The sequence below is a fragment of the Paeniglutamicibacter sp. NPDC012692 genome (genome assembly GCF_042901625.1).
GTDB lineage: Bacteria > Actinomycetota > Actinomycetes > Actinomycetales > Micrococcaceae > Paeniglutamicibacter.
The window spans coordinates 752,551-778,712 of the sequence record NZ_JBIBDE010000002.1 but is presented as its reverse complement, the minus strand read 5'-3'; the positions used below and the strand labels follow the sequence as shown (position 1 = coordinate 778,712).

General features: G+C 61.4%; 14 protein-coding genes and 1 pseudogene. 7 read left to right on the top strand and 8 right to left on the bottom strand.

The genetic code is table 11. The features are described from left to right. Positions 1-23 precede the first annotated feature (23 nt). Both ACFY5D_RS11665 and ACFY5D_RS11660 read left to right on the top strand, forming a co-directional pair. Positions 24-1,244, top strand: coding sequence for a ParB/RepB/Spo0J family partition protein (locus tag ACFY5D_RS11665; protein ID WP_387529507.1), 1,221 nt, complete (start codon positions 24-26; stop codon positions 1,242-1,244). A 1,163-nt stretch (positions 1,245-2,407) separates the two neighbouring features. Continuing rightward, complete coding sequence (locus ACFY5D_RS11660; RefSeq protein WP_387529504.1) at positions 2,408-2,575, top strand: hypothetical protein; 168 nt, start codon at positions 2,408-2,410, stop codon at positions 2,573-2,575. A gap of 935 nt (positions 2,576-3,510) precedes the next feature. On the opposite strand, the gene ACFY5D_RS11655 is transcribed toward ACFY5D_RS11660, so the two are convergent. Then, on the bottom strand, positions 3,511-3,648 hold the full coding sequence (locus ACFY5D_RS11655; protein WP_387529501.1) for a hypothetical protein: 138 nt from the start codon (positions 3,646-3,648) through the stop codon (positions 3,511-3,513). Between the two features lie 1,238 nt (positions 3,649-4,886). Then, a pseudogene (locus ACFY5D_RS11650) lies at positions 4,887-5,839 on the bottom strand (IS110 family transposase); the annotation flags it as partial. Positions 5,840-11,048: 5,209 nt separating this feature from the next. Between ACFY5D_RS11650 and ACFY5D_RS11645 the strand changes: the two are divergent. Further along, entirely contained in the window at positions 11,049-11,183 is a 135-nt protein-coding gene (locus ACFY5D_RS11645; RefSeq protein WP_387529499.1) for a hypothetical protein, read from the top strand. 2,236 nt (positions 11,184-13,419) lie between these two features. Here the strand turns inward: ACFY5D_RS11645 and trxA are convergent. From trxA to ACFY5D_RS11620, 5 genes are all read right to left on the bottom strand, one after another. After that, entirely contained in the window at positions 13,420-13,752 is a 333-nt protein-coding gene (gene trxA, locus ACFY5D_RS11640) for a thioredoxin (RefSeq protein ID WP_387529496.1), read from the bottom strand. 40 nt (positions 13,753-13,792) lie between these two features. Beyond that, a complete protein-coding gene (gene trxB / locus ACFY5D_RS11635; RefSeq protein WP_387529493.1) occupies positions 13,793-14,776 on the bottom strand; it encodes a thioredoxin-disulfide reductase in 984 nt (327 codons plus the stop codon). Positions 14,777-14,885: 109 nt separating this feature from the next. Next, positions 14,886-16,457, bottom strand: a complete 1,572-nt coding sequence (locus ACFY5D_RS11630; protein ID WP_387529490.1) for a hypothetical protein — start codon at positions 16,455-16,457, stop codon at positions 14,886-14,888. 73 nt (positions 16,458-16,530) lie between these two features. Then, positions 16,531-18,216 carry a murein biosynthesis integral membrane protein MurJ gene (gene murJ, locus ACFY5D_RS11625; protein ID WP_387529487.1) on the bottom strand — a complete coding sequence of 562 codons (1,686 nt, stop codon included), beginning with the start codon at positions 18,214-18,216 and terminating at the stop codon, positions 16,531-16,533. Between the two features lie 31 nt (positions 18,217-18,247). Continuing rightward, positions 18,248-18,793, bottom strand: coding sequence for an NUDIX hydrolase (locus tag ACFY5D_RS11620; protein WP_387529485.1), 546 nt, complete (start codon positions 18,791-18,793; stop codon positions 18,248-18,250). Between the two features lie 167 nt (positions 18,794-18,960). Between ACFY5D_RS11620 and ACFY5D_RS11615 the strand changes: the two genes are divergently transcribed. The 3 genes from ACFY5D_RS11615 (at position 18,961) to ACFY5D_RS11605 (ending at position 22,879) form a co-directional block, all read left to right on the top strand. Next, positions 18,961-20,400 (top strand): CCA tRNA nucleotidyltransferase, encoded by a 1,440-nt coding sequence (locus tag ACFY5D_RS11615; RefSeq protein ID WP_387529483.1) that lies wholly within the window; start codon positions 18,961-18,963, stop codon positions 20,398-20,400. A 660-nt stretch (positions 20,401-21,060) separates the two neighbouring features. Continuing rightward, on the top strand, positions 21,061-22,113 hold the full coding sequence (locus tag ACFY5D_RS11610) for a LytS/YhcK type 5TM receptor domain-containing protein (RefSeq protein WP_387529481.1): 1,053 nt from the start codon (positions 21,061-21,063) through the stop codon (positions 22,111-22,113). A gap of 610 nt (positions 22,114-22,723) precedes the next feature. After that, the gene (locus ACFY5D_RS11605) at positions 22,724-22,879 is read left to right on the top strand and encodes a hypothetical protein (RefSeq protein WP_387529479.1); all 156 of its coding nucleotides are present in this window, start codon (positions 22,724-22,726) and stop codon (positions 22,877-22,879) included. Positions 22,880-23,179: 300 nt separating this feature from the next. On the opposite strand, the gene ACFY5D_RS11600 is transcribed toward ACFY5D_RS11605, so the two are convergent. Continuing rightward, positions 23,180-24,064 carry a hypothetical protein gene (locus ACFY5D_RS11600; protein WP_387529476.1) on the bottom strand — a complete coding sequence of 295 codons (885 nt, stop codon included), beginning with the start codon at positions 24,062-24,064 and terminating at the stop codon, positions 23,180-23,182. A 274-nt stretch (positions 24,065-24,338) separates the two neighbouring features. Between ACFY5D_RS11600 and ACFY5D_RS11595 the strand changes: the two genes are divergently transcribed. After that, entirely contained in the window at positions 24,339-26,024 is a 1,686-nt protein-coding gene (locus ACFY5D_RS11595) for a formate--tetrahydrofolate ligase (protein WP_387529473.1), read from the top strand. The last annotated feature ends 138 nt before the right edge of the window (positions 26,025-26,162 follow it).

The window sequence follows — 26,162 nt, the reverse complement described above, 5'->3', positions numbered from 1 at the left end:
GTGTTGAAAGGGAGATGCATCCAATGTCGGAGAAGCGACGTGGTTTAGGACGAGGTCTTGGTGCGTTGATTTCCAGCAGCCCTGTCGCAGGATCCGAGGAGGAAACTCCCCAAAGTGTTTCACGTGAAACATCAAAGCTGACGGCTGCGAGCAAAACAGCCGCTGTCGGTACCGAAGCTCCGAAACGCAAGGTTTCAAGCGCTTCCGCATCCGGCAAAAAGGTTCGTCCCGTTGACATGTTCTTCGTTCCGGGGAAGACCGAGGAAGAAGCCGCGGCAGAGAAAAACGGCGGATCGTCCAACGGTTCCGCGCAATCCGCCACTGCCAAGAAGCGTCGCGCGCAGATGCCCGGCCTCATTGCCGCCTCGGGTGGACGCGCAGGGGAGAGCGAAAACGAACTGGATCTCAACGATCTAGTTGCTGTTCCGGGTGCCACCTTTGCGGAACTTTCCGTCGATCAGATCCACCCGAACCGCAAGCAGCCGCGTTCCTACTTCGACGAAGAACACATGGACGAGCTCGTCCATTCCATTCGCGAAGTCGGACTCCTGCAACCGATCGTTGTTCGGCCATCCCGTGAAGATGACAAAGAGCCCTATGAAATCGTCATGGGTGAACGCCGTTGGCGGGCAACCCAGGCCGCCGGTCTCACGAAGATCCCCGCGATCGTTCGCGAGACCCAGGACGTGGATCTGCTCCGCGATGCGTTGCTGGAGAACCTGCATCGTTCGCAGCTGAATCCACTCGAAGAGGCCGCTGCTTACCAGCAGCTGCTGAGCGAGTTCGAGTGCACGCAGGAAGTCCTGTCCGAGCGGATCGGTCGTTCACGCTCCCAGATTTCCAACACCATCCGTCTCATGAAACTGCCGGCGTTGGTCCAACGCCGCGTGGCCGCCGGAGTCATTTCCGCGGGCCATGCTCGAGCGCTCCTGGGTCTGGCTGATGCCATCGCAATCGAACAGCTGGCCCAGAGAATTGTCAACGAGGGCATGTCGGTGCGCGCAACGGAAGAGGCCGTCGCTCTCAGCGCAGGGCAGGAAAAGGCAAACAAGACTGCGCCGCCAAAGCAAAGCCCCCGTCATGAGCGTCTCGACTTCTTGGCCAACTCGCTTTCGGATCGTCTAGATACGAACGTGAAGATTACCCTTGGAGCCCGCAAGGGCAAGGTGAGCATCGAGTTCGCGAGTGTTGACGACCTGAACCGAATCATGAGTGTTCTGACCCCGGAAGGCGCAGAGAAGTAGCCGCACTCCATACGCAAATGGTGTGATTGTTTCACGTGAAACAATCACACCATTTGCGTATGGAGGGGCAACCCCGGACTGGCCGGACAAACAGGACCAGGCAATGGAACTCCCCGTAGCATTCCGGACCGGCTCTAGAAAGGGGGCCCAAAAGGATCGGCCGCGACTCCATCGGTGGCGGTTGGAACAACGCGGTGTGACGCACTTTTGAAGAACCACGGGCCGTGCGATATTGGGCAACAACAAGGACGAGTCAGGCTGGAGCTGAGGTCCTTCCGAGTGAATCACCAGCCGTGAATCCATGACCCCGCACATGCTTAGTGGCGACCATTTCCAGATGCCCACACGCGTCTTGCCAGGGAAATAGACAGCCGTGCACACACGTCCCCGGTAATGGAGCAACTGGCGACATCCTCCCTCTTCTGGTCGCGATACACACCGGACCACGACGGGTCGAAGGTTGCATGGCAAGGTCTGACCGCCAACGGGTGAGCGGCCTAAAGAACGGGGTTGGCCGCCTCGCACTTGAAGCGCATGGGTTCGGCACTCGGGGATCTGGACTCGATATCCTTTGCAGACCTCACGCGGCGGAACAGCAAAGAGACCGCAGTCGAAACAAGTACGCGGAGCCTTCGCCGGTTGCGATAGTGCCAGGCATCGTTGCTTAGGAACAGCAAGAAGCCGGATCGAAGCGAATGGCTAAAATGCAGGTGGTGAGAAAAATGTGCCTGTTGCTCGGACGAACCGGGCGGACTTGCGCGAATGTTTCACGTGAAACACGTGTGCGAGAACGCTTCGTTGAGCATCGAGAATGAGCGCTGGGACGGTCGTCGCGGACCCTGCCAAAGAGCAATGAAATGTCCTGAGGAAGCCGTGCAATGGGAACCGTGCATGGAAGCGGCCCACCTAAATGTAGTCGTTGCCCGCCAGAAGATCTCCTGACGTCGTTGCCGGGCATGTCTTCGCAGCCACGCTCGATGGATGTGAAACAGGGCGCAAGGCAGCGTGCAGGACCCCTCAGCATGAGGAGAGGGCGATATGCCACGAGCGACTCGCGAACGCTGCTGCTGGCTCATGTCAGGCAGGACCCGCTTGCGCCACTCTTTCTATACTGTTTTCGCAGCGGGCGTGAGGATCGGACTCTTCATTTTGGAGATGAGAACATGAAACGGCGCAAGACCAGTCTGAGGATCCTGCCGGCCGTGGAGGAGGGATCGGAGCTGGGAGCGCCGCCGATATCCACGCCGCCAGAGCCACGCGGTCCGAAACACTGGATGCACGTCAACGACCTCGCCCATGAAAGCGGCGAGGATCCCGGCAGTGTGCAGTGAAAGGGCCCCGCCATTGGGGTCAACAGCTCATGCCCGGGATGGCCCTCGCCAATGGGCGCGATCGATTGCAGGATCGCTGAAGCATGGAGATCACCTGACACCGCAGGGGCGGTCAGGAATCTTCACGAACAGCTTCGCTGCGTACATTTGAGCGGACTTCAACAGGAACGCCGTCGTTCGGCGAAAGGCCACGATCGTGTCTGGAAGGCTCAGACGCGAGGGGCGGCTTTGTAGGCCCGCTCATGCGGCCGGTTCGAATCGTGAGGGATTGAGGGGCCGGGCCTACGCCACGTCCTTGTTGTGGGCCTCGCAGAAGGGTTCAGTGCCCGGACCATGGGACGCCTGTCAGCCCAGGGCGTCGCCTCGATGCAAAGTCTTGAACGACCCAGGCCGGCGGGGAGGATCAGTCGCCATTAAATGCACTCCTATGGTTGGGTGCACATGACGCCACTGCCTCCACGCTTTGGTTGGAAGGTCCTGAACCGAGCGGCTCAAGGAAAAGTCCGGTTCTCGTGCATGCACCGCTTGGCCCGGCGAGTTCGAACTTCTTCAGCCGTATGTTTCCTGCCGGAGGAGCCAAACTTCCAAGATTCATCCTGCGCCGGCTCGCGACCCGATCCACGACCTTCGGGGTTCCCTGGTGGGCACTACGGCACCGCAAGCCCGACTTTGCCCTTCCCTGCGCCCTCAACGACAGCCGCGATACCTCGAGGTTCCAGAGCCAAAAGCAGCAATCATTCGTGGAGATGACTGTCCTTCCGGTCGTCGATGAAGGGCCATCTTGAGAGTGTCGCAGCGCCCAGGACCGCCAAAGTTTCATGATCGTCTACCACTGTCCTTGAAGGGCGCGCCGACGAAAATGCCCCGGCGCGACCGTCCACGCCAAAACCGCGGCACGGCTCAAATCCTGATTTTGAACCTGCACCTGGGCCGAATCAGGGGAAGCTGTACAACGGTTCGTGGAAATCAACGTGGTCGGTCGCGAAGACGGAATCGGCAACCGAGCGCGTTCCCTGCGCCTTGCCGTCAACGACTGCTGCCAGCTGCAGGGGAGACCTGTCGTTGCGGAGCAAGGTCCTGTCCTGGGTGTTTGGTAGGTGGCCCGCGTACCGCCTGCCATTTGATGGCTGGGTCCGAGACGAGGTTCGGTTGCTAGTCGTGCCGGCGACGGAGCCGGCGTCGCGTGGTGTTCCCGAGGAAGTTCGAAGGCTCCCGACCCTGAACAACAACATGAACGCGGCATCCGACGAAACGTATCGCGGTGCGCGCTGACAGGGAAGATGAACCCGGCCGGTCGCCGTCAGCAGCAGAGGATTGACAGGGAACCCTGCCGATAGCTGTTCGGCCTGGTGTGCAGGCTGTGGCGCATTCTGCTTCCGCCGGTCTTCTACCGCGGTGATGGGCTTGGCAGGACCGATTGATTTTCGCGGAGGGGCCGCAATGACCTCCTCGGTGCCAGGTGTCCTCCACGGGTCAATTTCGACCACGGTGGGATCATGCCTGTTGGAGCCGGGGCGGGAGGTTCATCGTGGGACAGCAGCCTATTCCTCTGCGAGGAAGACTGTCCTTTGGTGGTTCCGGCGGATCCATCCAATGGCGCGTTTCATTCCCGCGGTGGTGGCGGGAAAGGACCGCAGCCGGCGCAGCTGCCGCGTATGGTGCTGATGATGGCATGGGTGTCCGCATCGGGGGAGTGGGCGTACTTCTTGCGATGATGATCAGGGCAACGATCATCCACTACGAGGTGTTGATGTCCGACATGGGCGGCATCGACCTGGAGTAGGAACATTGCAAGACAGGTTTCCGGCGCGGCACGCTTTGTTGGGTTACCCGTCCCTTGATCCAGCTATAGCCAATGGTCCGACCGAACCGACGATCCGTCGTGACGGAGACTTTCGGGTTGGGACCCGCCGGTGTTACCGAAGGTCCGAAACACGCGAGGGACATGCCACAGCAGCTCAGGAACGAGCATGCCGTCGGGCACCAAGCGTGCAGAAGCATCAGAGAAATACGTCGGCGGGATGGCTTCGACCACGATCGTCAGTGGAACACTCAAACGCCTTGGCGAAGGATGGCTTAGCGCCCTCATCCGACCCCGCCCTGCAAACAAGAACGGCAAGGCCCGCGAGGAGCACAAACGCAGGCAAGGGATTGTGGCACCGGGGGTGCCCCTATCTGGTTCGTCAAGGGTTTCAAGGGTTCCAGAAAATCTCTTGGTGTTCCAGCGGGCGTTGTTGAGTGGTCCGGTTCGCATGTTGAATCGGACCACTTGGCGTTTGACGGGTGTTGCCTGGGCGGGCTGGACTTCGGTCGGATCGTAGAGTGCCCCGTCGCGCAGCATCGCAAACAGGACGTTGCAGCGGCGCCGGGCCAGCGCGATGACGGCCTGGTTGTTTCTTGCGTTCGGCCCGCTTGCTGTCGCAATGGGCCCGCGAACTTAGGTCCTTGCATTTGAGTGCCGCGAAGGCCGAAAGGAACAACGCGCGCTTGAGGACCTTGTTGCCCTTCGTGGTCCCCGCGGATGGAGGTCCCTGACCGCCACGTGACCGGGGCCAGCCCGGCGTAGGACCCGAGGTGCCCTGCGGTCTTGAAGTCCTTGCCGACGACCTCGGTGAGAATGCGGGCTTCGGTCCTGGCACCGACCGCTGGCATGGATGTCAGGAGTTGGTGAAGAGGGCGGGCCTCCACGAGTTCTTCTTTCCTGCGCCAGCACCTCGGCGCGGGCGGCCCTCGTTTGGGCCGGGCCGATGACCCGTTCCAGGGCCGGGTGCACCTGGGTCAGCAGCCCGCGGATCCGGTTGGACGTTGCCTTGGCCTGCGTGGCCAGGTCGTCGTCGAAGCCGCAGAGCATCGACAGTTCGGCGACCTGCTCGTCGGCCACCTGAACCGAGCGCAGGGTCTGGGGGAGGGCACAGCCGCGTTGGCGATGATGAAGGCGTCGCGGGCATCGGTCTTCGCCTCGCCCGGATGCAGGTCCGCGACCCTGCGCATCGACAGCCCCGGCAGCTATCCGACCGGGATGCCCTCGGACTGTTCGACGGCGACCGGCAGGGCGCCGATGGTCGCCGGCTGGGCCACCACGAACAGCAGCCGCCCGTGCCGGGCCAGGGAACGGATGATGTCCCGAAGCTTGGTTTCGTCTTGCGGCAGGGCCTTGTCCAGGAGCTTCTTCCCGGCCCGCTTCAGGGCCACTGCGTGGTGGTTGGTCTTGCCGACATCGACGCCGATGAAGACGCCGATGGACTCATGGTCGTGGATCAAGATGCGCCCTCCGGAAACTTGCCACGTGCCTACGGGTGAAACGAATGCTCGTTTGCCCCTGTGGCGCCAAGGCGCGACATCCACGTTACGACCGACCTGGACGGGTGGTGCCTTGTCCTGGCCCGGCCCCTATTGGCGACATCCCTGGTGCCCATCGATTCCCGGTGAAAGCATCCCGGGACCATCGATGACTGGGGGACTGAATGATGCCGGGCCCGACAGGCCAGCGATCCCATCCTCTCGCACGGTTCTTGATTCCGGGATCACTAAAAAATAACGGGGGAAGAGCAGCAGGTTCCGCCCGCGCCAGCGGGCCTTCTCATAGCGACACGGGAAACGCTATGGTCGTCCGAATGCGAACGACACTAGAAGAGGCGTCGGAGCCACGGCTCCCTCACACCGGTTCCTCGAACCGGCCGGGGCCTGCAAACCTTTCATCGAACAGGGGACAGCATGGCGCCAACCCCGGGGAGACGAACGAACAGAGCGACTACGTCCCGGCGACAACGCAACGGAGCCACATGGTGGCGACAGCGGCAGGTCCCCTCGATCAACAACGTCTGCCCAAACGACGCCAGCTGGGTTGGCCATTCGAGAGCGAATCGTTGGCTTTGTCCGTGACTGGAAAAGGGAATGCCCGGGAGGTTCCGCACAGCATCGGCCACGCGTGGTCGGCCACCGGCGGCTTCCAACGTCACCCCATGCGGCATGTCCCGTCATGCGCACCACCAGGGCCAGGACGGAGTGGGCATGACCGGGTACGGAGTCGAGAGTCAACGTCACGTCACAGGCACCAGCCGTAGCCCCGAGCCGTCTTTGGAGGAGTGCGAGATCGTATCGATTGGGCACTGGCGTCGACTGCCCAACGGCCGGGCGATGCCTTGGCGTGCACACGGAGTCTCCAGAGCATCGCCGGAACCGGCAGGGGAGGAGCCGGGCGTATTCGTGGTGGCGAAGCGGAATCCCACAGGCGTCACGGTCGAAGCCGAGCCCAACTGCTCGGACGGCAGCATGGGCACTTGTTGCTCGACGGCGCTCCGGTCTTGGATCAATCCAGCCGTCCAGCACAGTGGGTCGAGGCTGTCGCTGAGCACAGCGACAGCCTCGACCACCGAACCGCACCGCGTCCAGACCAACGATCTCCGTGCCGACACCTCGGGTCCCATCCTGAAGCGTCGGTGTCTACTGCTTGTGCGCCGGCAGCCGACGGTACTGATCCAGTTGGTTGGGGCGCCGTCGGCTGTGGTGCGATGGCCTCGGACCCGGCCGTGTTTTCCCGGCGGCGCCACAGGGCGGTCTTCGGCCGCATTCCCGCGGAGCGTGTTCCCGGAGGGCCAGAGGCAAACGGATGGCCCACGAGGGTTCTGGGGAATCTGGCCGCTCATCGGATCCAGGACTCAAGACGTACGCCGGAAGCGACGGAGGGGGGCATATACGCCCGTTTTGAGGGGAAGCTGGTGTTGGCCTCTTGCCCGCTCCGAGCGGCCGTTGGTGGCGATCGGAGCGCGCCGCACTACGCGCCGCCTCTACTGTCGCGAGGTAGCCACCCCGCGCGTGAGGTCGAACTCTGACAAACCCGACAGTTCAAACGGCGGAAGGCCCGGGACATTGCCTCTGGCCCTTGACGATCCTGCAAGCGTGGATGTGAGAGCCCCACCCTGCCTCCGGGTTGTCACGTTCGATGTCGATGAATTGCCCTGGCTATGGGATCAACTCCCTGAGCGTGAAGAGTTCCCGGGGCACGCCGTTGATGTTGGCCGTGATCTCTGAACGTGGCTCGAAAACACTGATGGCTCTTTGGGTGCTGCAACCCGTTGCAGCACCCATCGGTCTAGGCGGCGTGGAAATCAGGTTCGACGATGTGGGCGTGTCCGACAACCGGGACTTAGTTTTCGAATGACACGTCGGGCAAGGGACTTGCCGATGGACCACGGCGAAGTGTTCCCATGCCGCAATCTTAGGAGGTCGCTGGGAACAGACATGACACCGGAACCGAGTTCTTAGGTGGCTGGCGCATCGGCATCTCAAGCATTTGATTGGCCCTATGCAGGCGGTGCGGGCATCACCGGCGTAGGCCCTCGAGGTTTCTCCGCCCGGGCCTACCTTTACGTCGGGGAAACCCAGTTGTGGGATGGCACGCGGGCTAAGCTGAAGCTGACCCGAACCACCGCCATGGTGGAAGGTGAATTTTCGGTTCGCCGAAAATTCGCGAGAAGGCCCCGCCACGGTTGGGGGAGTGGACAACACCGCGAACGGTGGGCCTGGTATGCCGATGGGATCATCTGGCAAACCATGGAAAGTGCGTGATTCAGGGGCACCCCCGTGTACCTTCACGGGGCCAACCAGCGGCAGTGCAGGGTGCTCCGCGGAGTGGGTTGAAGCAAGCACGAAGACCAGCAATCCGAAACCGTTCTGCGGACCGCATGCGCGGTGGGCTGTAAGCCGCCGACGCTGAACGACCGTTTGAAGATCGAGGGGTAGCAATGAAACTGATGGATCTACGCGGCTGGAATAGCTCCGTTCCTGCGGCCGCGCTCCAGTCGCCCGAATCAGACAGATGCGGCGTCCGCTGAGAATCCCTCCACCACTCTCAAACACAAGCCGGGGCGGCAGCGTTGCATCCGGCGGTTAAGGGTGAGACACCACCACCGGAGTCATTTGAGAACCAGACGCCGTACCAACTTCGAGGAAGGGAACGTAGCAGCTCGGCAGTCTCGAACGACGTGTCTGCAATCGGATCGACCTTCCGCCCGTCCGGATTACAGCCGGTGACCCAGTCGAACAGAATATGTTCAGGGAACTGGGCAGCCGCCACCAAGAGGTCTTCGTTCCAAAAGAACCTGGGTAGACACTCACTTTGTCGACAGACTATTCGGCGGTGGCCGATCTCGTCTCCCAAACTGTCCGGTGTACGTCGACCTCAACAATCCATCGGAACCAAGAGTTGACCCCGGGGGTCCAAAGAGAAACCTCCAGCAACTGGCCAGCCAACGAAAAACCGGCTGCTCAGATCAGATCCCAGCTGATCATCGTGACCCTGAACGGGAATGGCATAAGCAACTACCAATCCTTCGGCTTGTAAGCCTGGGGCGTCTCCGAGTCCGGCTGCACCGACCAGAGATGTCCCACACGGATCGAAGGGGGAGTGGCCGTTTAGGTTGGTTAGTGAACTGCGTAGCGGACTCCCGTCTCGAGTTTCGTTGAAGTGTAGGTCAGTTATCGTTGACTTCTGGCGCGCTCAGTTCAGCCAGGCAAGACGGTATCCGGAGTCGCCGCCCCTTCTGAAATAGCGGTGCTGGGCATTCCCAAGTTGTTCCGGAGAGAGACTAAAGCAACTTGGTGCGAGCGATGATTCTCGCTGAAGGACGTGGTCGCGGCTGGACGGAGTCCCATGGACACCTCCTCGGCTTGCCACTATTCGTTGTAAAGCAGAATTCTTCAATGCGATGTCTGGCCAGCGCCACCAGCATGAACTTCTCGCACGGATTCCAACGGGGGACCTATGACGACACACTACGTTTGGCGCACACCACGAGCGACGATGAAGCGACTGTCTTGGTGAGCACGAGATGGTGCGACGACGAGCCTTAGGATGTTCACTGGGGGCTGTTGGCGGAGGCAAGCAGCGGGAAAGCAGCGGGCATCCATGCGCCACCGGAGGTATGTGTTCGCCGAAACGTCCCTTCCGTGGATTGGTCGATCCCCAACCATTTGATACATAGCCGACGCAATGGGAATCGACTAGCCATCGGGGTCGTTCGACCGAGGCTACCTTTCGACGGGACAAGCCCCGAGGAGCATCGACCACCTAAAGTTTGTACCCGCATCCATTGGAACGGGAAGCCTGGAAACCTAGCCGCCGGGACGTCGCAGAGCGGCACTCGTCCTGAAGGTAAAAACACTTAACCGACATTCGACGCAGCCATCTCTTCGTGAACCGTGGACCTTCTCAAACCCGTTGCTAAACATGAGCTGCGGCTTGCAACTGGCAACCAAGACCACAGCACGTGGCAGTCGATCAGGTGCCTGTCCTACCGACTTAGTCCATGCCACAGGGAGGGGAACTAGAGGGTCGGAGCGACTTCACGGCCCGGATCGAATCCATTTTGAGGCCGGCATCGACCTAGCGAATGCGAGCAAATCCGAACGAGGAGTGTCGTGTGAGCCAAGGAAAACCATAGAGGTGGGGAGCAGCATTGGATGGTCATGTTTCACGTGAAACACCAAAAACAACGACATCAAGGGATCCACGTGCACAACTTCCAATGTAGCGAAATCGCATGTTTCACGTGAAACATGACAGGCTCAACTTGGCCTTGGATGGTGTCGCCCTTCTCTGCACTTCCATCGCCCCGGGGCCAAAAAGATATGGAATCAGCAAGCCGGCAGCGGGGCGGCTGCGGGCGCAGGAGATCACGCATGACACCAGCACCCAAGAGCCAGCAGTCGACCATGCAGCTCACGAGATCACCCGGAGGGAATCGTGGCGCCGGCATCCGGGAGGCCATCAAGTACTGCGGCGATTGCCTTCGGACTGGACTCGAACATTTTGCGGGCGGGCTTCGCTGTGCAGACACGGACTGTTCCGAGGTTTCGTGAGAGCTTTCCGTTCCTAGGGTCCGCGACCCCAGAACGTTGCGGCGGCGCCGGGCCAGTACGCCCCCGGTGCGGTTGCGCTTGTTCTCTTGGTCCGACTCTCGTCGACGCAGATTCTGACTGGCGGTGCCTTGCAGTTCTTTGACGCACAGGCGGAGAAGGACAAGGCGCGCCACGGGGGCTTGTTCCTCTCCGGGGGAGTGGTCGCCAAGGACCGAGAGTCGGGGGCTCCGAGCGACAGGGGGCAAGTCCTCCGCAGGTGGTCGGACGGCATGCGAATGCGACCCCATGTAGGATGTCGCGGTGAGGATTCTGGCTGCGGCCTTGAACGGAATCCGGGCATCGACGCAACGGGAACAGTCCCCGCCACTTGCGGGCATCGACCACTACATTGATCATTTCCTGGAAGCTGTCCTGTCTGCGGGGGCTTGCGTCGGGGAGCTGCGACGCATGCGTCCGGCACCACGAATGGCCACGAGCCACCCGCCCAGATCACCGAAGAATTCAAGGGCCGGGATCCAGCGTTTCGAGGATGCGCCGCGGAGGTCGTGCCGCCCCGGCACAAGCCATGGTCTCTGGCCCCGGTTTCAGATTCGGAGGGGAGCACACGTCCACGATGCAGCGCATCGCCAACCCCGGCCCGCCTACAACATGGATGTCCCTCGCCGGTGACACCATGACCGGCGAGGGCGTCGATGCCGGCCAGCCGTTCCCGGGCGAACAGGACATCCATAGGTTGACGGTGCGGTGAGCCCCCCTGGGAGAGGTTCCGCCCAACGGCGGGGTCATGAAGAATCGCTTCTTGCCGCGTCGATTCGGACGAAGAGATTGACGAGTTCGTGGTCCCTAATCATCTCGGGCATCCTCTCAACAACCGGGCTCTCGGAAAAACCGGTGCCGTCTTATCCGGAGGTTCCACGGCTCGACCTCCACGTTGCTGCCGACCGCGGAAGGATCGTACTTCGATCGGACTGGCGCATGAGCGGTGCCTTTGGTGCCCATCGAACTCCAGTGGCAGCACGCACCGGATCATGTGGCATGCCCTAGGACGAGGCACGCCGGGATCGAGAAGCCAATCACGCCGACCCGTGTTCAAGCAACCTGGCCACAGAGCCATCAAAAGATAATTCGGATCAAAAACGTGGAGCTTTGGAACCCTCAAGTGCTGGGCAGGAGAGCAACGAATCCATAGACAGCAAGACCGTCGAGCGCTTATCGCCAAGACCATGCAGCCACGTGGGGGACTCTGAAGTACGAGCTTGGGGCCTCCCATGTTGGTTGCAGAGAGGAGCAAGTTCTCGGCTGGGATGCCTCGGCCGACCAAGGTATCAGGAGAATCTTGGAGGGGTCTGGCGCCCGCCGCGAGTACGAGGGGAGTTTCTGGTCTGTAAGGCAGTAGACCCGCGCAAGCCTCAGTAGAATCCTGTGCGGGGCAAAAACGCTCCTCGGGATATGGCAATGAATCGGGCATGGGGGCTTGGGAAGCCTCCGAACCAAGTGCGCCACGAACAGTTCAACGCATAGGCGCTATTGCGACGTATCGGCGCAAACACGGGAATTGGTGTATCTGGGGAGTATCGCTACGGAGCACGAAGAATCAAATAATGCCTTCAGGGGGAATCTCGAAACAGGTCGGTTGCTCTGCAGCGGGCCATCGATGGTGCCATGTGGAATGAAACAAGGTGTCCACTACAGGCGGGCCACAGGCTTTGGCGCACTAGGCAGGCTACGGTTCCGAGCCGCGTAGGGCCTCTCTAAGGCAACAAGAGACGGTGTCGCTCACCGTGCCCGCCTTCATCTAATTCCATGGCCGAGAGTCGCGCTGGCGGCCTGACAGTCGGTTCAAGGCTGCCTTGTCGGAGCATGGGACCCATAAACCGCGCTTAACAATCCATCGACTGGACGAGCGCGAAGTGTCCTGAACCAGACATGAAGAAACGTCGCATTGGCTCATAGCCGGTCACTGCTGCGTTTGCTCGAAGGGCCACTAATCAGCCTCGACGCACTCCTACCGCACAGCCCACGATTCAACGTTGGCCGTGATGACTACCAACGAGACACCGGACAATATCGAGTGCTGGTTGCACGCAGGCCATGTTCCTAAGGCCATGACAGCCGATTCCTGGGGACCATCGAGACAGTCTTCTTGTCGGATGATCCCCCGGAAGGAGAAAGGCGAGACAAAGCTCTGCCTCGAAAGAAAAGCGACTGCAAGCAATAGCAGTGCCTTGGATCCTAATTTCGAAGGGCCACCTTGAATGGCAGCTGGCACGGGGGACACGGCCCCGAGAAGGGTGCTCACCCATAGCGGTGAGCCATGGATGGTTCCGTTTAGAAGTTACTTGTGCCAGCGGGGTGCCCAAGGACCGGCCGGGGGAGGACCTGTCTCGGGCGAAAGACCGGAAGTGTGCAGCCTTGGGAGGCCAACGAAATCCAATTCCAGCAAACGGATCAAGAAAGTGAGACGCGGTATCAGCAGGAAGGGAGATCGCGTGGGACTCGGTGTCAGCCCGGCTCGGGGGAGGAGGGCACTCAGTTCCAGGTCAGTGCATCTAGGGGGCAGCAAGAAGTGGCATCGGGTGTCAAAGACTCATGCAATGCTCCGGATGCCAGTGCTCTTGCCAGGGATGTACCTTGTAAGAACCCCCAAAACCACAATCGACAAGAAATCTAACAGAGCCGGGATTTGCTGTCGAGGATTTTTTGAGAGCCGGCAACTGGTTGACTCCGTCGGCAAAGGATCCTGACGCGCGGAAAAACTCAAAGAACCCGAATCTTCGGGTTGATCCAAGGTAAAAATTTGTCGTTGCGGAATCGAATTCGGATCAAATTGAAAAACAACAGTTATCAGCTGTTTATGATCATCACTTGCGGCAGATTCTTTGTACCTGGCCGAGTTCCGCCAATGGGTCCGAGGTAGGGACAAAAAAGTGTGGAGTGCTTCCTTTTGGAAGCACTCCACACTTTCTAAGGCCGTCGGGGTCAGCTTAGAGGTAAGCCGCAAATTCCTTTTCCAAAACCGGCTTCGGCTTTGCACCGATCGAGGTGGCAACGTGTTCGCCATCCTTGAAGACGTACACGGCAGGGATGCTCGTGATACCGAACTTGGCAGCGATGGCCGGGTTGTCATCAACATTGATCTTGACGACGTCAACCTTCTCTGCGTGCTCGGCAGCGATCTGCTCAAGGATCGGAGTCAGCTGGCGGCATGGGCCGCACCATTCTGCCCAGAAGTCCACGATGACCGGCTTGGAGGCCTCGAGGACCTCAGCCTGGAAAGTAGCGTCAGTTACATCTTTGGTCTGGCTCATGGCCTGCACCTTTCGTTTTGAATGTTTTCCTCCGGAGAGGGAAATGAGATTAGTTGGAAACAGCGAGCGGTTCCGTCGAAGCCGCAGCTTCTACATCCGCCAAGTAGTGCTCAACATCAATGGCTGCTGCACAGCCCGAGCCGGCAGCCGTGATTGCCTGACGGTAGGAGGCATCGATGACATCGCCGGCGGCGAATACGCCTGGCAGGCTGGTCTTCGAAGTGCGGCCTTCGACCGCAATGGTGCCCTCGGAGGTCAGCTCAAGCTGGCCCTTCACTAGGTCGATGCGCGGATCGTTGCCGATGGCGACGAAGATGCCCGTGACGGCCACTACCTGCTCTTCGGCGGTCTTCAGGTTACGCAGGCGCATCCCGGTGACCTTGGCTTCGCCATCGATACCAACGACCTCGGAATCCCAGATGAATTCGATCTTCGGGTGTGCCAATGCGCGATCGGCCATGATCTTCGAGGCACGCAGGGAATCGCGGCGGTGGACGACCGTGACCTTGGATGCGAACTTGGTCAGGAAGAGCGCCTCTTCCATGGCGGAGTCGCCGCCGCCGATGACGGCGATTTCCTGCTCGCGGAAGAAGAAGCCATCGCAGGTTGCGCACCAGGATACACCGTGGCCGGAAAGTCGCTTTTCATCCTCAAGCCCGAGTTCGCGGTATGCGGAACCGGTGGAAACGATGACCGCGTGCGCACGGTAGGTCGTGCCGTCGCCGAGAGTAACTACCTTGATGTCGCCGGTCAGATCTACGGCCGTGACGTCGTCAAAGAGGATCTCGGCGCCGAAGCGCTCGGCCTGCTGCTGCATGTTGTCCATCAGGTCCGGACCCATGATGCCCTGCGGGAAACCGGGGAAGTTCTCCACATCGGTCGTGTTCATGAGCTCACCGCCGGCGGTAACCGAACCGGCGATGACCAGCGGCTGCAGGTTGGCGCGGGCGGTGTAGATCGCGGAGGTGTAGCCCGATGGGCCCGAACCAATGATGATGACGTTACGGACGACGTCGTTTACTTCTGTGGCCACGAGGGAGCGAACCTTTCGTAAATGCGGGCTCGATTTCCAAGACCGCGAGTAAGTGGGATCTATGTGGCATAACAGCCGATCCAGTGGGAGTATTCCCGGCGGGAAACCGCTAGGAAACGCGGAATTCACCGATCTGCAGGCCATAGGGGCGTGATCCATTGGCGCCGGAGGCGCGGCGTGGAAGCTCGGTGACGTTCAGGAATACGTATTGGCCCCGGAGCGCCTCGCCGTTTTCCCCGCTTACTGGAACGGTAACGGTTGGTCCGGTGAAGGAGCCACTGCTGAGAACTTTTGCGTCGGCCAGATCGGTGCTGTCACCGACACGAATTTCAAATGCGCCGCCGGTCCCGTTCAAACCATCGAGCTGTATTTCCGAAATATCGGAAGGCTCTTTCAGTTCGATAACAAAAACCATATTTGATGCAAGTCCACCGAATTGCGGAGACGTGTATGAATATGACTTGTACAAGCTGGCAGGGTTTCCATCAATGGCCTTGGACAATGTGTTATCGGTTTCGGCATTCAATGATGGATTGCCTGGCACCAAACGTGAAATGTCTGCGATTTTTGGCTTGGTCAGCTCAACGTTGGGAGATTCCGAACTGCCGCCCGGCGCTGATTCACTGGACTGGGCCGATGAAGTCGAAGCCACTGGCGTTGCGGGTCCGCCACCGAGAGCGTTGTAGGCAAAGACCACGGCGGCGACGAGCACCGCGCACAGGATGGCACCGACCAGCAGACGCGTGGTCTTCTTGCCGCCTTCCTGCGGCTCTTCTTCCTCATAGTCGTCGTAGGCAGGCTCGGTGTAGCTTTGGGCGGCTGCCGGGAAACTGGAGGCAACGCGCTGTCCTGCATTGTCCACGGAGATACCGCGCGACTTCTGCGCGGCAGCCAAGGCAGCGGCAGAGGTAACGGCAGGCTCAGCGGCCGAATCCGCAGGCGTGAAGCGAGTGACCTTCGGTGCGGGCGCAGCAGGGGCTGCTGGTGCTGCGATCGGGGCTGCGGCAGTGGGAACACCGGGGGACACCGCGGGTGCCTGTTCGGTGGTGGAACCCACGGTTGCCGGCGGTACTACCGGAGCCGCAGGGGCCGGTGCGGATTTGGCGCGGCCAAAACGATCCTTGAGACCGGAGAACTTGTCGCCGAGGTTGATTTCGGGAAGCTTGCCCAGCACAGCGGGTCGGCTTTCTTCCTGGGAACGCAGGTCTTCGTAGTACTCGGCGTCGTCCTCGTAAGTGACGGGCTCCTTGGAACGGGAAACGCCAAAGATTTCGGTGCCGAGCGTGTCCGTGTAGAACGGCTCGACGTAGGGGGCGTCCGACTGGATCACGAGATCCAGAAGATCGGCGGATTCGGCGAGGTTGGTCACCAGGTAGGACCTGCCTTCGGTGATGCCCAAATCAAGCACCTGCACGGCCGCGTATCGCTCGCCCGTGGCAATTTCCCGCGCGCTCATGGACAGCTGTTCGGAATTGGCCGGTGACCCGACAAGCACGCTCACCGGGCGGTTGAGTACCTGATCGATGCCCTGGAGGACCTCGTCTCCATCGGCGGAGGTCATAACCAAATCTGTGACCTGGTAGCGGCCGCCAATAACGGCTCCAGCTTCGATGGGCTGCGACACGGTTCCCTCCCGGGATTGCTTTGTGATGCCGGCACCCTCATGGATGCCCCATTCCATCGTACCGGGGCGGGAGAAGTTTTATTGAGAAGTGTCCCCGGCGCGGGGGCTCGTCACCTGCCGGAGGCGGGCGTTAGCGACGTAGTTTTGGGATGCGCCGGGCCAGCGGACCCAGGAAGTTGTCCAGTTCCTCCGAGCGGGTAAAGCGAAGCAACACCACGTAGACCAAGGCCATGACGCTTCCCACGACAACGATGGTCACGATGGCACCTGTGATGGAATTCCAAGCAAATCCCCAGCTGTAGCCACCCATGAGCCACAGTACCGCGGCACCCACCAGGCCGGACAATACGGCCATTACACCGATGCGGATGTAGGTGTCGATGACCTTTGCGCTGCCGTAGTCCCCGTAGCGGCGGACGACCAGGAAGTGGGCGATCACTGCCGAAAGGATGTTGGTGACCCCGTAGATCAGGGCCACTGCCCGGGCGATGTCCGTTGGCGGGAGCACCTGCACCGCACCGAACGCCAGGACGACGCACAGGACGGCAATCACTGTCTGGATGAGCATGGGGGTCTTGGTGTCCTCCTCGGCGAAGAAGACCCGGATCATGAAGAAGTGGATGGACTTGAACGGCAAGCCAAGCGTGGTCAGCAGCAGAAGCTGGCCGATGGCAGCGCCCTGCAGCATGGCAGTGGATGAGCTGCCGGCAAAGAGGCGCCCCAAGGGCCCTGCGAGAACAATGAAGGCAACCGAGGCGAAGACGATCGGCACCGCCGTGGTGCGCAGGCCACGGGAGAGCAAGGGAGCGATGTCGTTCCGGCGGTTCTCGTGGAAGGCCTTGGTGAACTCGTTGAACAGCATCGTCGCCAGCGTGAGGGCAAAGATCGAGTGCGGCAGGACGGTGATCAGCTGCGAGGTGTTCAGTGCGTATTCGCCCGGGATGTTGGCCCCGCCGTTGGGCAACGACAGGCGGGCCGCGGCTGCGGAGGAAACGAACTTGGAGTTCACCAGCGAGGCGATGTTGCCGACCATCATGGAGCCCAGGGTCCAGGCGGCCAGCTTGCCCACATGGCGCAGGCCCATGCCGCGCCAGGCGAAGTCCGGGCGCAGCTTCAGCCCGAGCCGGCGCAGCGGCCAGAACAGGACGACTGCCTGGACCACGATGCCCAGGGTGGAGCCGCCGGCCAACAGGATGGTTTGCGAGTCGGTCCAGGTTGCGAGCTGGTCGGTGCTGCTGCGGTAGGCGCCGAAGTACGCGATGAAGGTGCCGATGGTGAGGATCTGCACGACGTTGTTCGCGACCGGGGCCCACATGTAGGCGGCGAAGCGGCCGTGGGCGTTCAGGACCTGCCCGAAGACCGCGTACACCCCGTAGAAGAAGACCTGAGGCAGACACCAGTACGCAAACGCGGTACCCATGGCCAGCATGGGAGCCGTCCAGTTCAACGTCAGCGTCTTGATCAGCGGACCGGCCAACAGGGTCAGCAACACAGTGGCCAGGCCCATCACCACGACGGTGAGGGTCACCAGCTTGGAGGTGTAGGCGGAACCGCGGTCACTGGCCTTGGAGGCCTTGATCAGCTGGGGAACCAATATGACGTTGAAGATGCCGCCGGCCAGGAGCATGAAGATGATCGTCGGGATGACGTTCGCCTTCTCGAAGATGTCGGCCATGGTCGTGCTCGCGCCGATGGCAACCGCCAGCAGTGCGGTACGGATGAATCCGAGCACTCGCGAGACCATGGTGCCGGAGGCCATGAGGGCGTAGGCCTTCGACTGGCCACGCGACTGCTGTTCGCTTGGCGACGGCGGCACCTTGGGAGGGCTGCTGGGCTTTGCGGGGTGTTTAGATACCTGGGACATAATTCGGGAGCACTTCGCGCGCTAGATCGGCAATGCGCCGTTCATTGGGGAAGGACAGGCGCTTGCCCAGATCAAGCAGGGGAACCCAGGCCACGTCAACGGCCTCGTGATCTGGATCGTTTTCGATGGTGAGTTCGCCGCCGGTGGAGCGCAGCAGGAAGTGGTGCACGGTCTTGTGGACGCGGTAGTTGGTGACGGTGAACCAATAGTCGACCGAACCCAGCGGGGCAAGGATTCGCCCGGCGATGCCGGTCTCTTCCTCGATCTCGCGCATGGCGGCTTCTTCGTTGCTTTCGACGCCCTCGGGGTGTCCCTTGGGCAGGCACCACTCAAGGCGTCCGCCGCGGTTGTAGCGGGCGATGATGGCGACCGGCAGCGACGGCAGTGACGTATCGATGACCACGCCACCTGCGGAAACTTCCTCCACGGTGGGCAGCGGATGGTGGCCGGAACCCGGTTGCGCCTGCGCATGCGCCATTGACGCGGTCAACGGCGTGCGCTTCGGGGCGCTGGGAACTGGATGGGCCATGGAAACCACTCTATCTATCTTTTGGCACCCATAGTGGCTTGCCCCGCCCGTTGAAGGCACCCGAGTCGCGCATATCGCACCTATTTCAGAGCGTGTCGGAGCTAACTGCGGATTGGGGCGTCTTCGAACGTGGCACTATCGGGAAAATCTGGCACCCTTAAAGAACTATGCAGCAGCTTCCCACCCGCCAGGTCCTGTCCGAGATTTTGCCCGCCGTCGTCTTCGAACTGGGGCAGCGTTTCGTTGACGCCGGATTCGAACTCTCCCTGGTCGGCGGACCGGTGCGTGATCTCTTCCTGGGCCGGGTGTCGCCCGACCTTGATTTCACCACAAGCGCCAGCCCGGACCAGACCCTCGCCACCGTCGCCGGATGGGCGGACGCCACCTGGGAAGTGGGACGCGACTTCGGCACCATTGCGTTGCGCAAGGGCGAGCACACCATCGAGGTGACGACCTACCGCGCCGACGCCTACGACCCGTCCTCGCGCAAGCCGATCGTTGCCTTCGGCGACAAGCTCGAGGACGACCTGTACCGCCGGGACTTCACCATGAACGCCATGGCGCTGCGCCTGCCGAGCCTCGAGCTCGTGGACCCGTACAACGGCGCGCGGGACCTGGCGGAGGGCGAGGTCCGCACCCCCGGCGCCCCGTCGATGTCCTTCTCCGACGACCCGCTGCGCATGATGCGCGCTGCCCGCTTTGCCTCCCAGCTGGGAATCACCGTGGCCAAGGAAGTCCTCGAGGCCATGACCGAGATGTCGGGGCGCATCGAGATCATCTCCGCCGAACGCGTGCGCGACGAACTGGTCAAACTGATCAACGGCATCGACCCCCGCGCCGGAATCGACCTGCTGGTGGAAACCGGGCTTGCCGACCTGGTGCTGCCGGAGGTCTCCGCGCTGCGCCTGGAGATCGACGAGCACCACCGACACAAGGACGTCTACCAGCACTCGCTGACGGTCCTGGAACAGGCCATGGGACACGAGACGGACGCCGACGGCCCGGTCCCCGGACCGGACTTCGTGCTGCGTTTCGCCGCCCTGATGCACGACATCGGCAAGCCTGCCACCCGAAAATTCGAACCCAGCGGCGCCGTGAGCTTCAGGCACCACGACGTTGTCGGCGCCAAGCAGGTCAAGGCACGCATGCGCGCCCTGCGCTTCGACAACGACACCATCAAGGCCGTTGCCCGCCTGGTGGAGCTGCACATGCGCTTCTACGGATACGGCGATGCAGGCTGGAGCGATTCGGCGGTGCGCCGCTACGTCCACGACGCAGGCGACCTGCTGGAGCGCCTGCACAGGCTCACCCGGTCGGATGTCACAACACGCAACCGCAAGAAGGCGGACAGGCTGTCCTTCGCCTACGACGACCTCGAGGCGCGGATCACGGAGATCAGCGAAAAAGAGGAAATGGCCGCGGTGCGTCCGGACCTCAACGGACAGCAGATCATGGAGCTCTTGGGCATCAAGCCCGGTCCCGTGGTCGGACGCGCCTACAACTTCATGCTCGAACGCCGCCTCGACGAAGGGCCAACGGAGCCCGAGGTTGCCGTCGAGGCACTCCGCCTGTGGTGGGCCGAACAGCCGGAATCGGCACAGGAGTAATCCGGGCCCAATCCGCCCCTGAAACGTACGTGAGAGCTTCCGCTGTCCGCCGCATTGTCCGTGCTTGCGGTTCAGTTGAGATTTAGGCCGTCACGGATTTTCACGGGCTCGCCCGGTCGAAGGCCGTGCACCGATTGGCCAGGGCGTTTGGCATGCCCCCAAAATGTTCACGCCAAACTCCCCGGTAAATCGGTACACGGTCCTTGCAGGGTTCCTGTGTAGTGCCCCGTCGCTTTCCCATCGTTGTTCCCACGCAACAACGGGCAAGGCCAGACGCGGACCCAAATCTCCCGGCCATAACCCGTGACCATTCCCCGCGAGGAATGTTGAACCCCGCGACGACATCCGGGGCCCCGGCCTGCACCCAAAACGATGAGACGTTTTCCCGCGGGTTCACGGGCCGTGCATGGACGCCCCCCCATTCGTCCATGGCAAGGCTTGCAAGCCGTTCCTTGCAAGCCCCTCGTACGACGCTAGGTGGTCCGGTCGTGGGATGCCACGGATTTCTCGTGTTCCGAACAACCCCGAACGCGTCCGGCCGATTCCCGACGACCGCTTAGAAAACGCCAAATAAGGGGTCTGAATAGCTATAATCTGGAGAGTTCCGTGTGCCGCCAGGGTGCATTCCTACTGGAACTTGTCTACTGGAAGAGGTTGGCGATGTCGGAGCAAGAACAGGACCCTGCCTTGCGGAATGAATCTTATGACGCGATCGCCAAGGACCTGCAGCGGCTCCGATTTGATGCCGGAGATATTCCCTATGCGGAAATAGTTCGTCGTATCGCGGAGCACCGTGAGCAGAGCGGTGTTCCGGCCTCGGCGTCACGTCCAGCGCGGACAACTGTCTATGACGCGTTTCGTCTGGGCCGGAGTCGTGTCAACCCAACATTGGTCGGCGAAATTGCCCGCGCCCTCGACGTTTCCGAGGAGGACGTGGCAATGTGGGAGGCCCGCTGTCTGCAGGCACGCAGGCAGCTTGAGCCGGAACCTCCAGCGGAGACGCCGGTTCCCGGAGTGGAGCTGATCGAAACCGGGCAAAAACCGAAACGTTCCACGCTTCGGGCTTCGCTGATTCTCATGGTGGCGTGTGTCGTAATCAACGTCGCGGGATTCTCAATCGTTCCGTGGCTATCTCTGCCCCTGTATCTGGACATGGTGGGCACGGCAATTGCCGCCCTCGTATTGGGTCCGTGGCATGGCGTTGCCGTCGGGCTCGCAACAAACGCGATTGGACTATCGATAACCGATTCCTCGTCGATCGCCTTTGCCCTGGTCAACATCGTTGGCGCCTTGATTTGGGGCTACGGCGCGCGGCGGTTTCGGCTGTGCCAGTCATTTTCCCGCTACGTCCTGCTCAATGCCATCGTCGCCGTTGCGTGCACCCTTGTTGCGACCACGCTACTGGTTCTACTTTTCAATGGCGGCACAGGGCACGCCGCAGAGCAGACCACTGATGCACTCGTTGACATGGGAGAGCCCCTCACCCTGGCCGTGTTCATCTCGAACCTGGTGCATTCCCTGACTGACAAAGGCCTCACGGCATTTGCTTCCCTGGGAGCCATGGGTTTCGTGAGTCGTTGGTTCGAAGTGCCTTTTTACGTGTCCTTGGTGGAAACCAGGCCCAACGGTCTGCTTAGGCTGGCGGACAGGCTTGATGTTCGGAAAGCAATGGCATCAAGGGCGAGTTCCCGGGCGGTGGAAGATGCGCTCTAGCCGGAAAAATTCTCAAATGGTCCGTTGATGAGGAGGCCCCCCAACCGTTGGTTGGGGGGCCTCCGGACTACTGGCGGCACGGTTGGTCCAGGTTGCAATGGGCTGACGCATTTGCCCTGGCCGGCGACGAATGATTGTTCATTCGCGCGTCCCCGATCTGTCCCTGCCGTCGAACCGGGGAGCCGCAGAAGCCTTGTCTGATTGCCTTCGACCGGTGAATTCAATGGGAATCAATTTCCGGGAAGAGTGGCATGGTGGCACCGGCTTCATTCGGCGATCTTAATAATTCTTCGGCAAAAGCTAGCGCATTTGCCGGGGGGTGTGTATCGTGGAACCTGTGATTGAGAAGTCTCAATGAGACATCGCGATCGACAAGACAATATTGGCGCCGGATTCGTCTGGCAAGTTCTTCCAGAAAAGGAGGTGGGAATGATGAATATTTCAATGAATTTCGCGGGCTTCTACGTGCCCCGTCATGGCTTCGGCGGCTCTAGCGTCCGAGCAACTTCCCCCGCCTCCGGAATGGCGCCCTGCTAGCAAAAAACTAGCGATACAAAGTTCCCGAGGCTGATGAGTCACTAATCGACCAAATCCTTGAGGAACTTTCATCATGTCTACCCCGATCACCTCGATCAACTCCCCGGCTGTCCGCTCCGCTGAATTCATTTTCACCGGGCCAGAAGTGTTGCATGCTCGCACCGCGAAGGCAGTGGAACAGGTCTCCTTCCGCACCTCGAAAAAGGTTGAAGGGAGGGAAACGCCGTGAACGCAAAAAACCGCAAGCCAAAGAGTCAGCTCTGGCTTCAGACGCAGTTCAACCCCGCACCGCGGGATCGAGAACTACGCAACCACTTACCGATGGACATGCAATTTCGAATTCGATGAGTGAATTAAGATCACGCTGCTGATGCGGCGGATCCTGAATTCAAATCACTCATTCAATTTGGAGATGCAACGTGACATATATTGATTCCCGAAGTGCAAAGCCCGCCGGCTTCACCGGCGGGCTTTGCCGCTTAAGGGATCACGTTGCTGCGTTCCCGCAGCACTCAACGTAGTTGGCTAGCTAGCCAAGCAGCGAGCGCCAATGGCGCAGGAAAGCGAGTCCCGCGCGGTCGTGGATGACCTCGCTGCCGAGACCCAGGTCCTTGGCCGTGAGAACCGGATACGGCTTGCCGGCCGGAATGCCGTCACCCGGGCGAACATCCACATGGCTTACCGTGTGGCCGTTCTCTGCCAGCCAATCGGCCATCGCATAGTCGGTGCGGGAATCCCCGACGGTAAACCATGCCGCCGGTTCGATGCCATCGGCGGACAGCAATTCAATGGTTCGCCGAGCGCCCAGATCCTTGCCCAGCTCGACTGATTCAATGTCCGTGGAGATGATGGTCGGATCAACACGGTAGTCGACGGACTCGCCGCTATCCGGTTGGCGGACGTCAAGGCGTTCCACTCCGAGGTCGAGGCGACCCATGGCCTGCATTGCGGCCGTGTCGAAGTCCTGCTGTGCGTCGCGGTATTCGAGGTTGTCGGCATCGATGTGTTGCTCAACGGAGACCATGGCACGCTTCGTTTCGTCAAAGAACATGTGCCCGTCAAAGTTGGTTTCCACCAACTCGCGAATCTCATCGGCGTAGTGGGCAGGGACGGCAAGCTCGTGGTCCACGTGAACACCCCCGGCACCGTTGGCGTCGAAGGTAAACCAAGTGGCTCCCTTTTCGCAGATTGCGTGAATCCTTAGATTCGAAGGCATGCCGGCTGCAATCATCGGCGCCATCACCTGGCGCTTGATGAACTCGTCCGAGCGCCCGGTGTTGAAAACCACCGGAATTCCCGCGCCGGCGAGTTCCAACAGGAGCGAGATGATTTCCGGGGCTACGTCGCGGGTCTCCGGGGAAGCAATGGGTCCGTCGACATCAAGCAGCAAGGCAAAAGCGGGGCGTGTGGGCATGATACCCATTCTCCCATTGTGAAACCGCGACACAGAATCCATGGCCCTCCGCGCATGTAAGAACCAGGCCCAGGGCGCAAGGATCGCATGAGTTCACGAAACTGTGGGTATTCCTGACGGCGGCGGCCCTGCAAACGGGGAACACGGAGATGGTGCGCATATCTGACATGACCCAGTCGGACGGTGGTAGCTTGAAGACTGTATTGGGGAAGACCGCAAACATCGGCCGATCCCAACTTCAGAACACCGGGAATCCAGACAGGGGACACCTAGGATGACAACGACGTCAGCAGCCGACACGAGCGACCTTGCCATCGCCTCACGGGCAGTACTCGAACCAATTGCCGCCATCGCCCGACGCGCCGGAATCCCGGAGGAAGCGCTCGAGCCGTACGGCAAGTACAAGGCGAAGATCGACACGACCCTGCTGCCCGCCACCGGGACGAAACCCGGAAAGGTCGTTCTGGTGAGCGCGATGTCGCCGACGCCGGCCGGCGAAGGAAAATCCACGCTCACGGTGGGGCTGGGTGATGCCATCGCGGCCACCGGAACCAAGACGATGATCGCACTGCGCGAGCCGTCGCTGGGCCCGATCTTCGGCATGAAGGGCGGGGCAACGGGCGGCGGATACTCGCAGGTCCTCCCCATGGACGAAATCAACATGCACTTCACCGGAGACTTCCACGCGATCACCAGCGCCAACAACCTGCTGATGGCGCTGGTCGACAACCACCTGCACCAGGGCAACGCGCTGGGCATCGACCCGCGCCGGATCACCTTTAGGCGCGTCATCGACATGAACGACCGCGCGTTGCGCAACATCATCATCGGGCTGGGCGGCCCGACCGAGGGCGTCCCGCGTGAGACCGGATTCGACATCACGGTCGCGTCGGAGGTCATGGCGGTCTTTTGCCTGGCCACGGGGCTCGCGGACCTGCGGGCCCGACTGGCCAGGATGACCATCGGATACACCTATGACAGGGTCCCCGTCACGGTCGGCGACCTGGGGGCGGAGGGCGCCATGACGATGCTGCTGAAGGAGGCCGTGAAGCCCAATCTGGTCCAAACCATGGCGGGCACCCCGGCGCTCATCCACGGCGGCCCGTTCGCGAACATCGCCCACGGGTGCAACTCGGTCATCGCCACCAACACCGCGCGCTCGCTGGCGGACGTCGTGGTCACCGAGGCGGGCTTCGGCGCGGACCTCGGGGCCGAAAAGTTCATGGACATCAAGGCCCGCTTCTCCGGCGCCCACCCCGACGCCGTGGTGCTGGTGGCCACCGTCCGCGCCCTGAAGATGCACGGCGGGGTGCCGAAGGACGAACTGAAGACGCCGAACGTGCAGGCCGTCCGCGAGGGCCTGGCCAACCTGTCGCGCCATGCACGGAACATCAGGAAGTTCGGGATCCAGCCCGTCGTCGCGATCAACAGGTTCACCCTGGACACCGACGCCGAACTTGCCGTCGTCACCTCCTGGGCGGCGGCCAACGGCATCGAGTGCGCGGTGGCCGACGTCTGGGGGCAGGGCGCGGCCGGCGGGGCCGATCTGGCGCAGGCGGTGCTGCGGGCCATCGAGGCGCCCGGCAACTTCGCCCCGCTTTACGAGCTGGAGGTGGGCATCGAGGGAAAGATCCTCACGGTGGTCCGCGAGATCTACGGCGGCGCCGACGTGGAGTACTCCGCGGCAGCCAAGCGCATGCTCAAGCAGATCCACGAGAACGGCTGGGACAACCTGCCGGTCTGCATGGCCAAGACCCAGTACTCCTTCTCCGACGACCCGACGTTGCTGGGCGCCCCGGAGGGCTTCACGCTGCAGGTCCGCGACCTCATCCCCAAGACCGGGGCCGGCTTCATCGTGGCGGTGACCGGCGCGATCATGACCATGCCGGGGCTGCCCAAGGTCCCCGCGGCGATGCGCATGGATGTCGACGAAAACGGGCAGGCCGTCGGGCTTTTCTAGGAACGGCCTCCGGTTAAAGACTTGTGGCGGGGCCCCCCCCCCCCGGGGGGGGGGGGCCCCCCCCCGGGGTAGGGGGGGGGGGGGGGGGGGGGGGGGGGGGGCCCGGGGGGGGGGCCCCAAAAAAATTGGGGTTGGGTG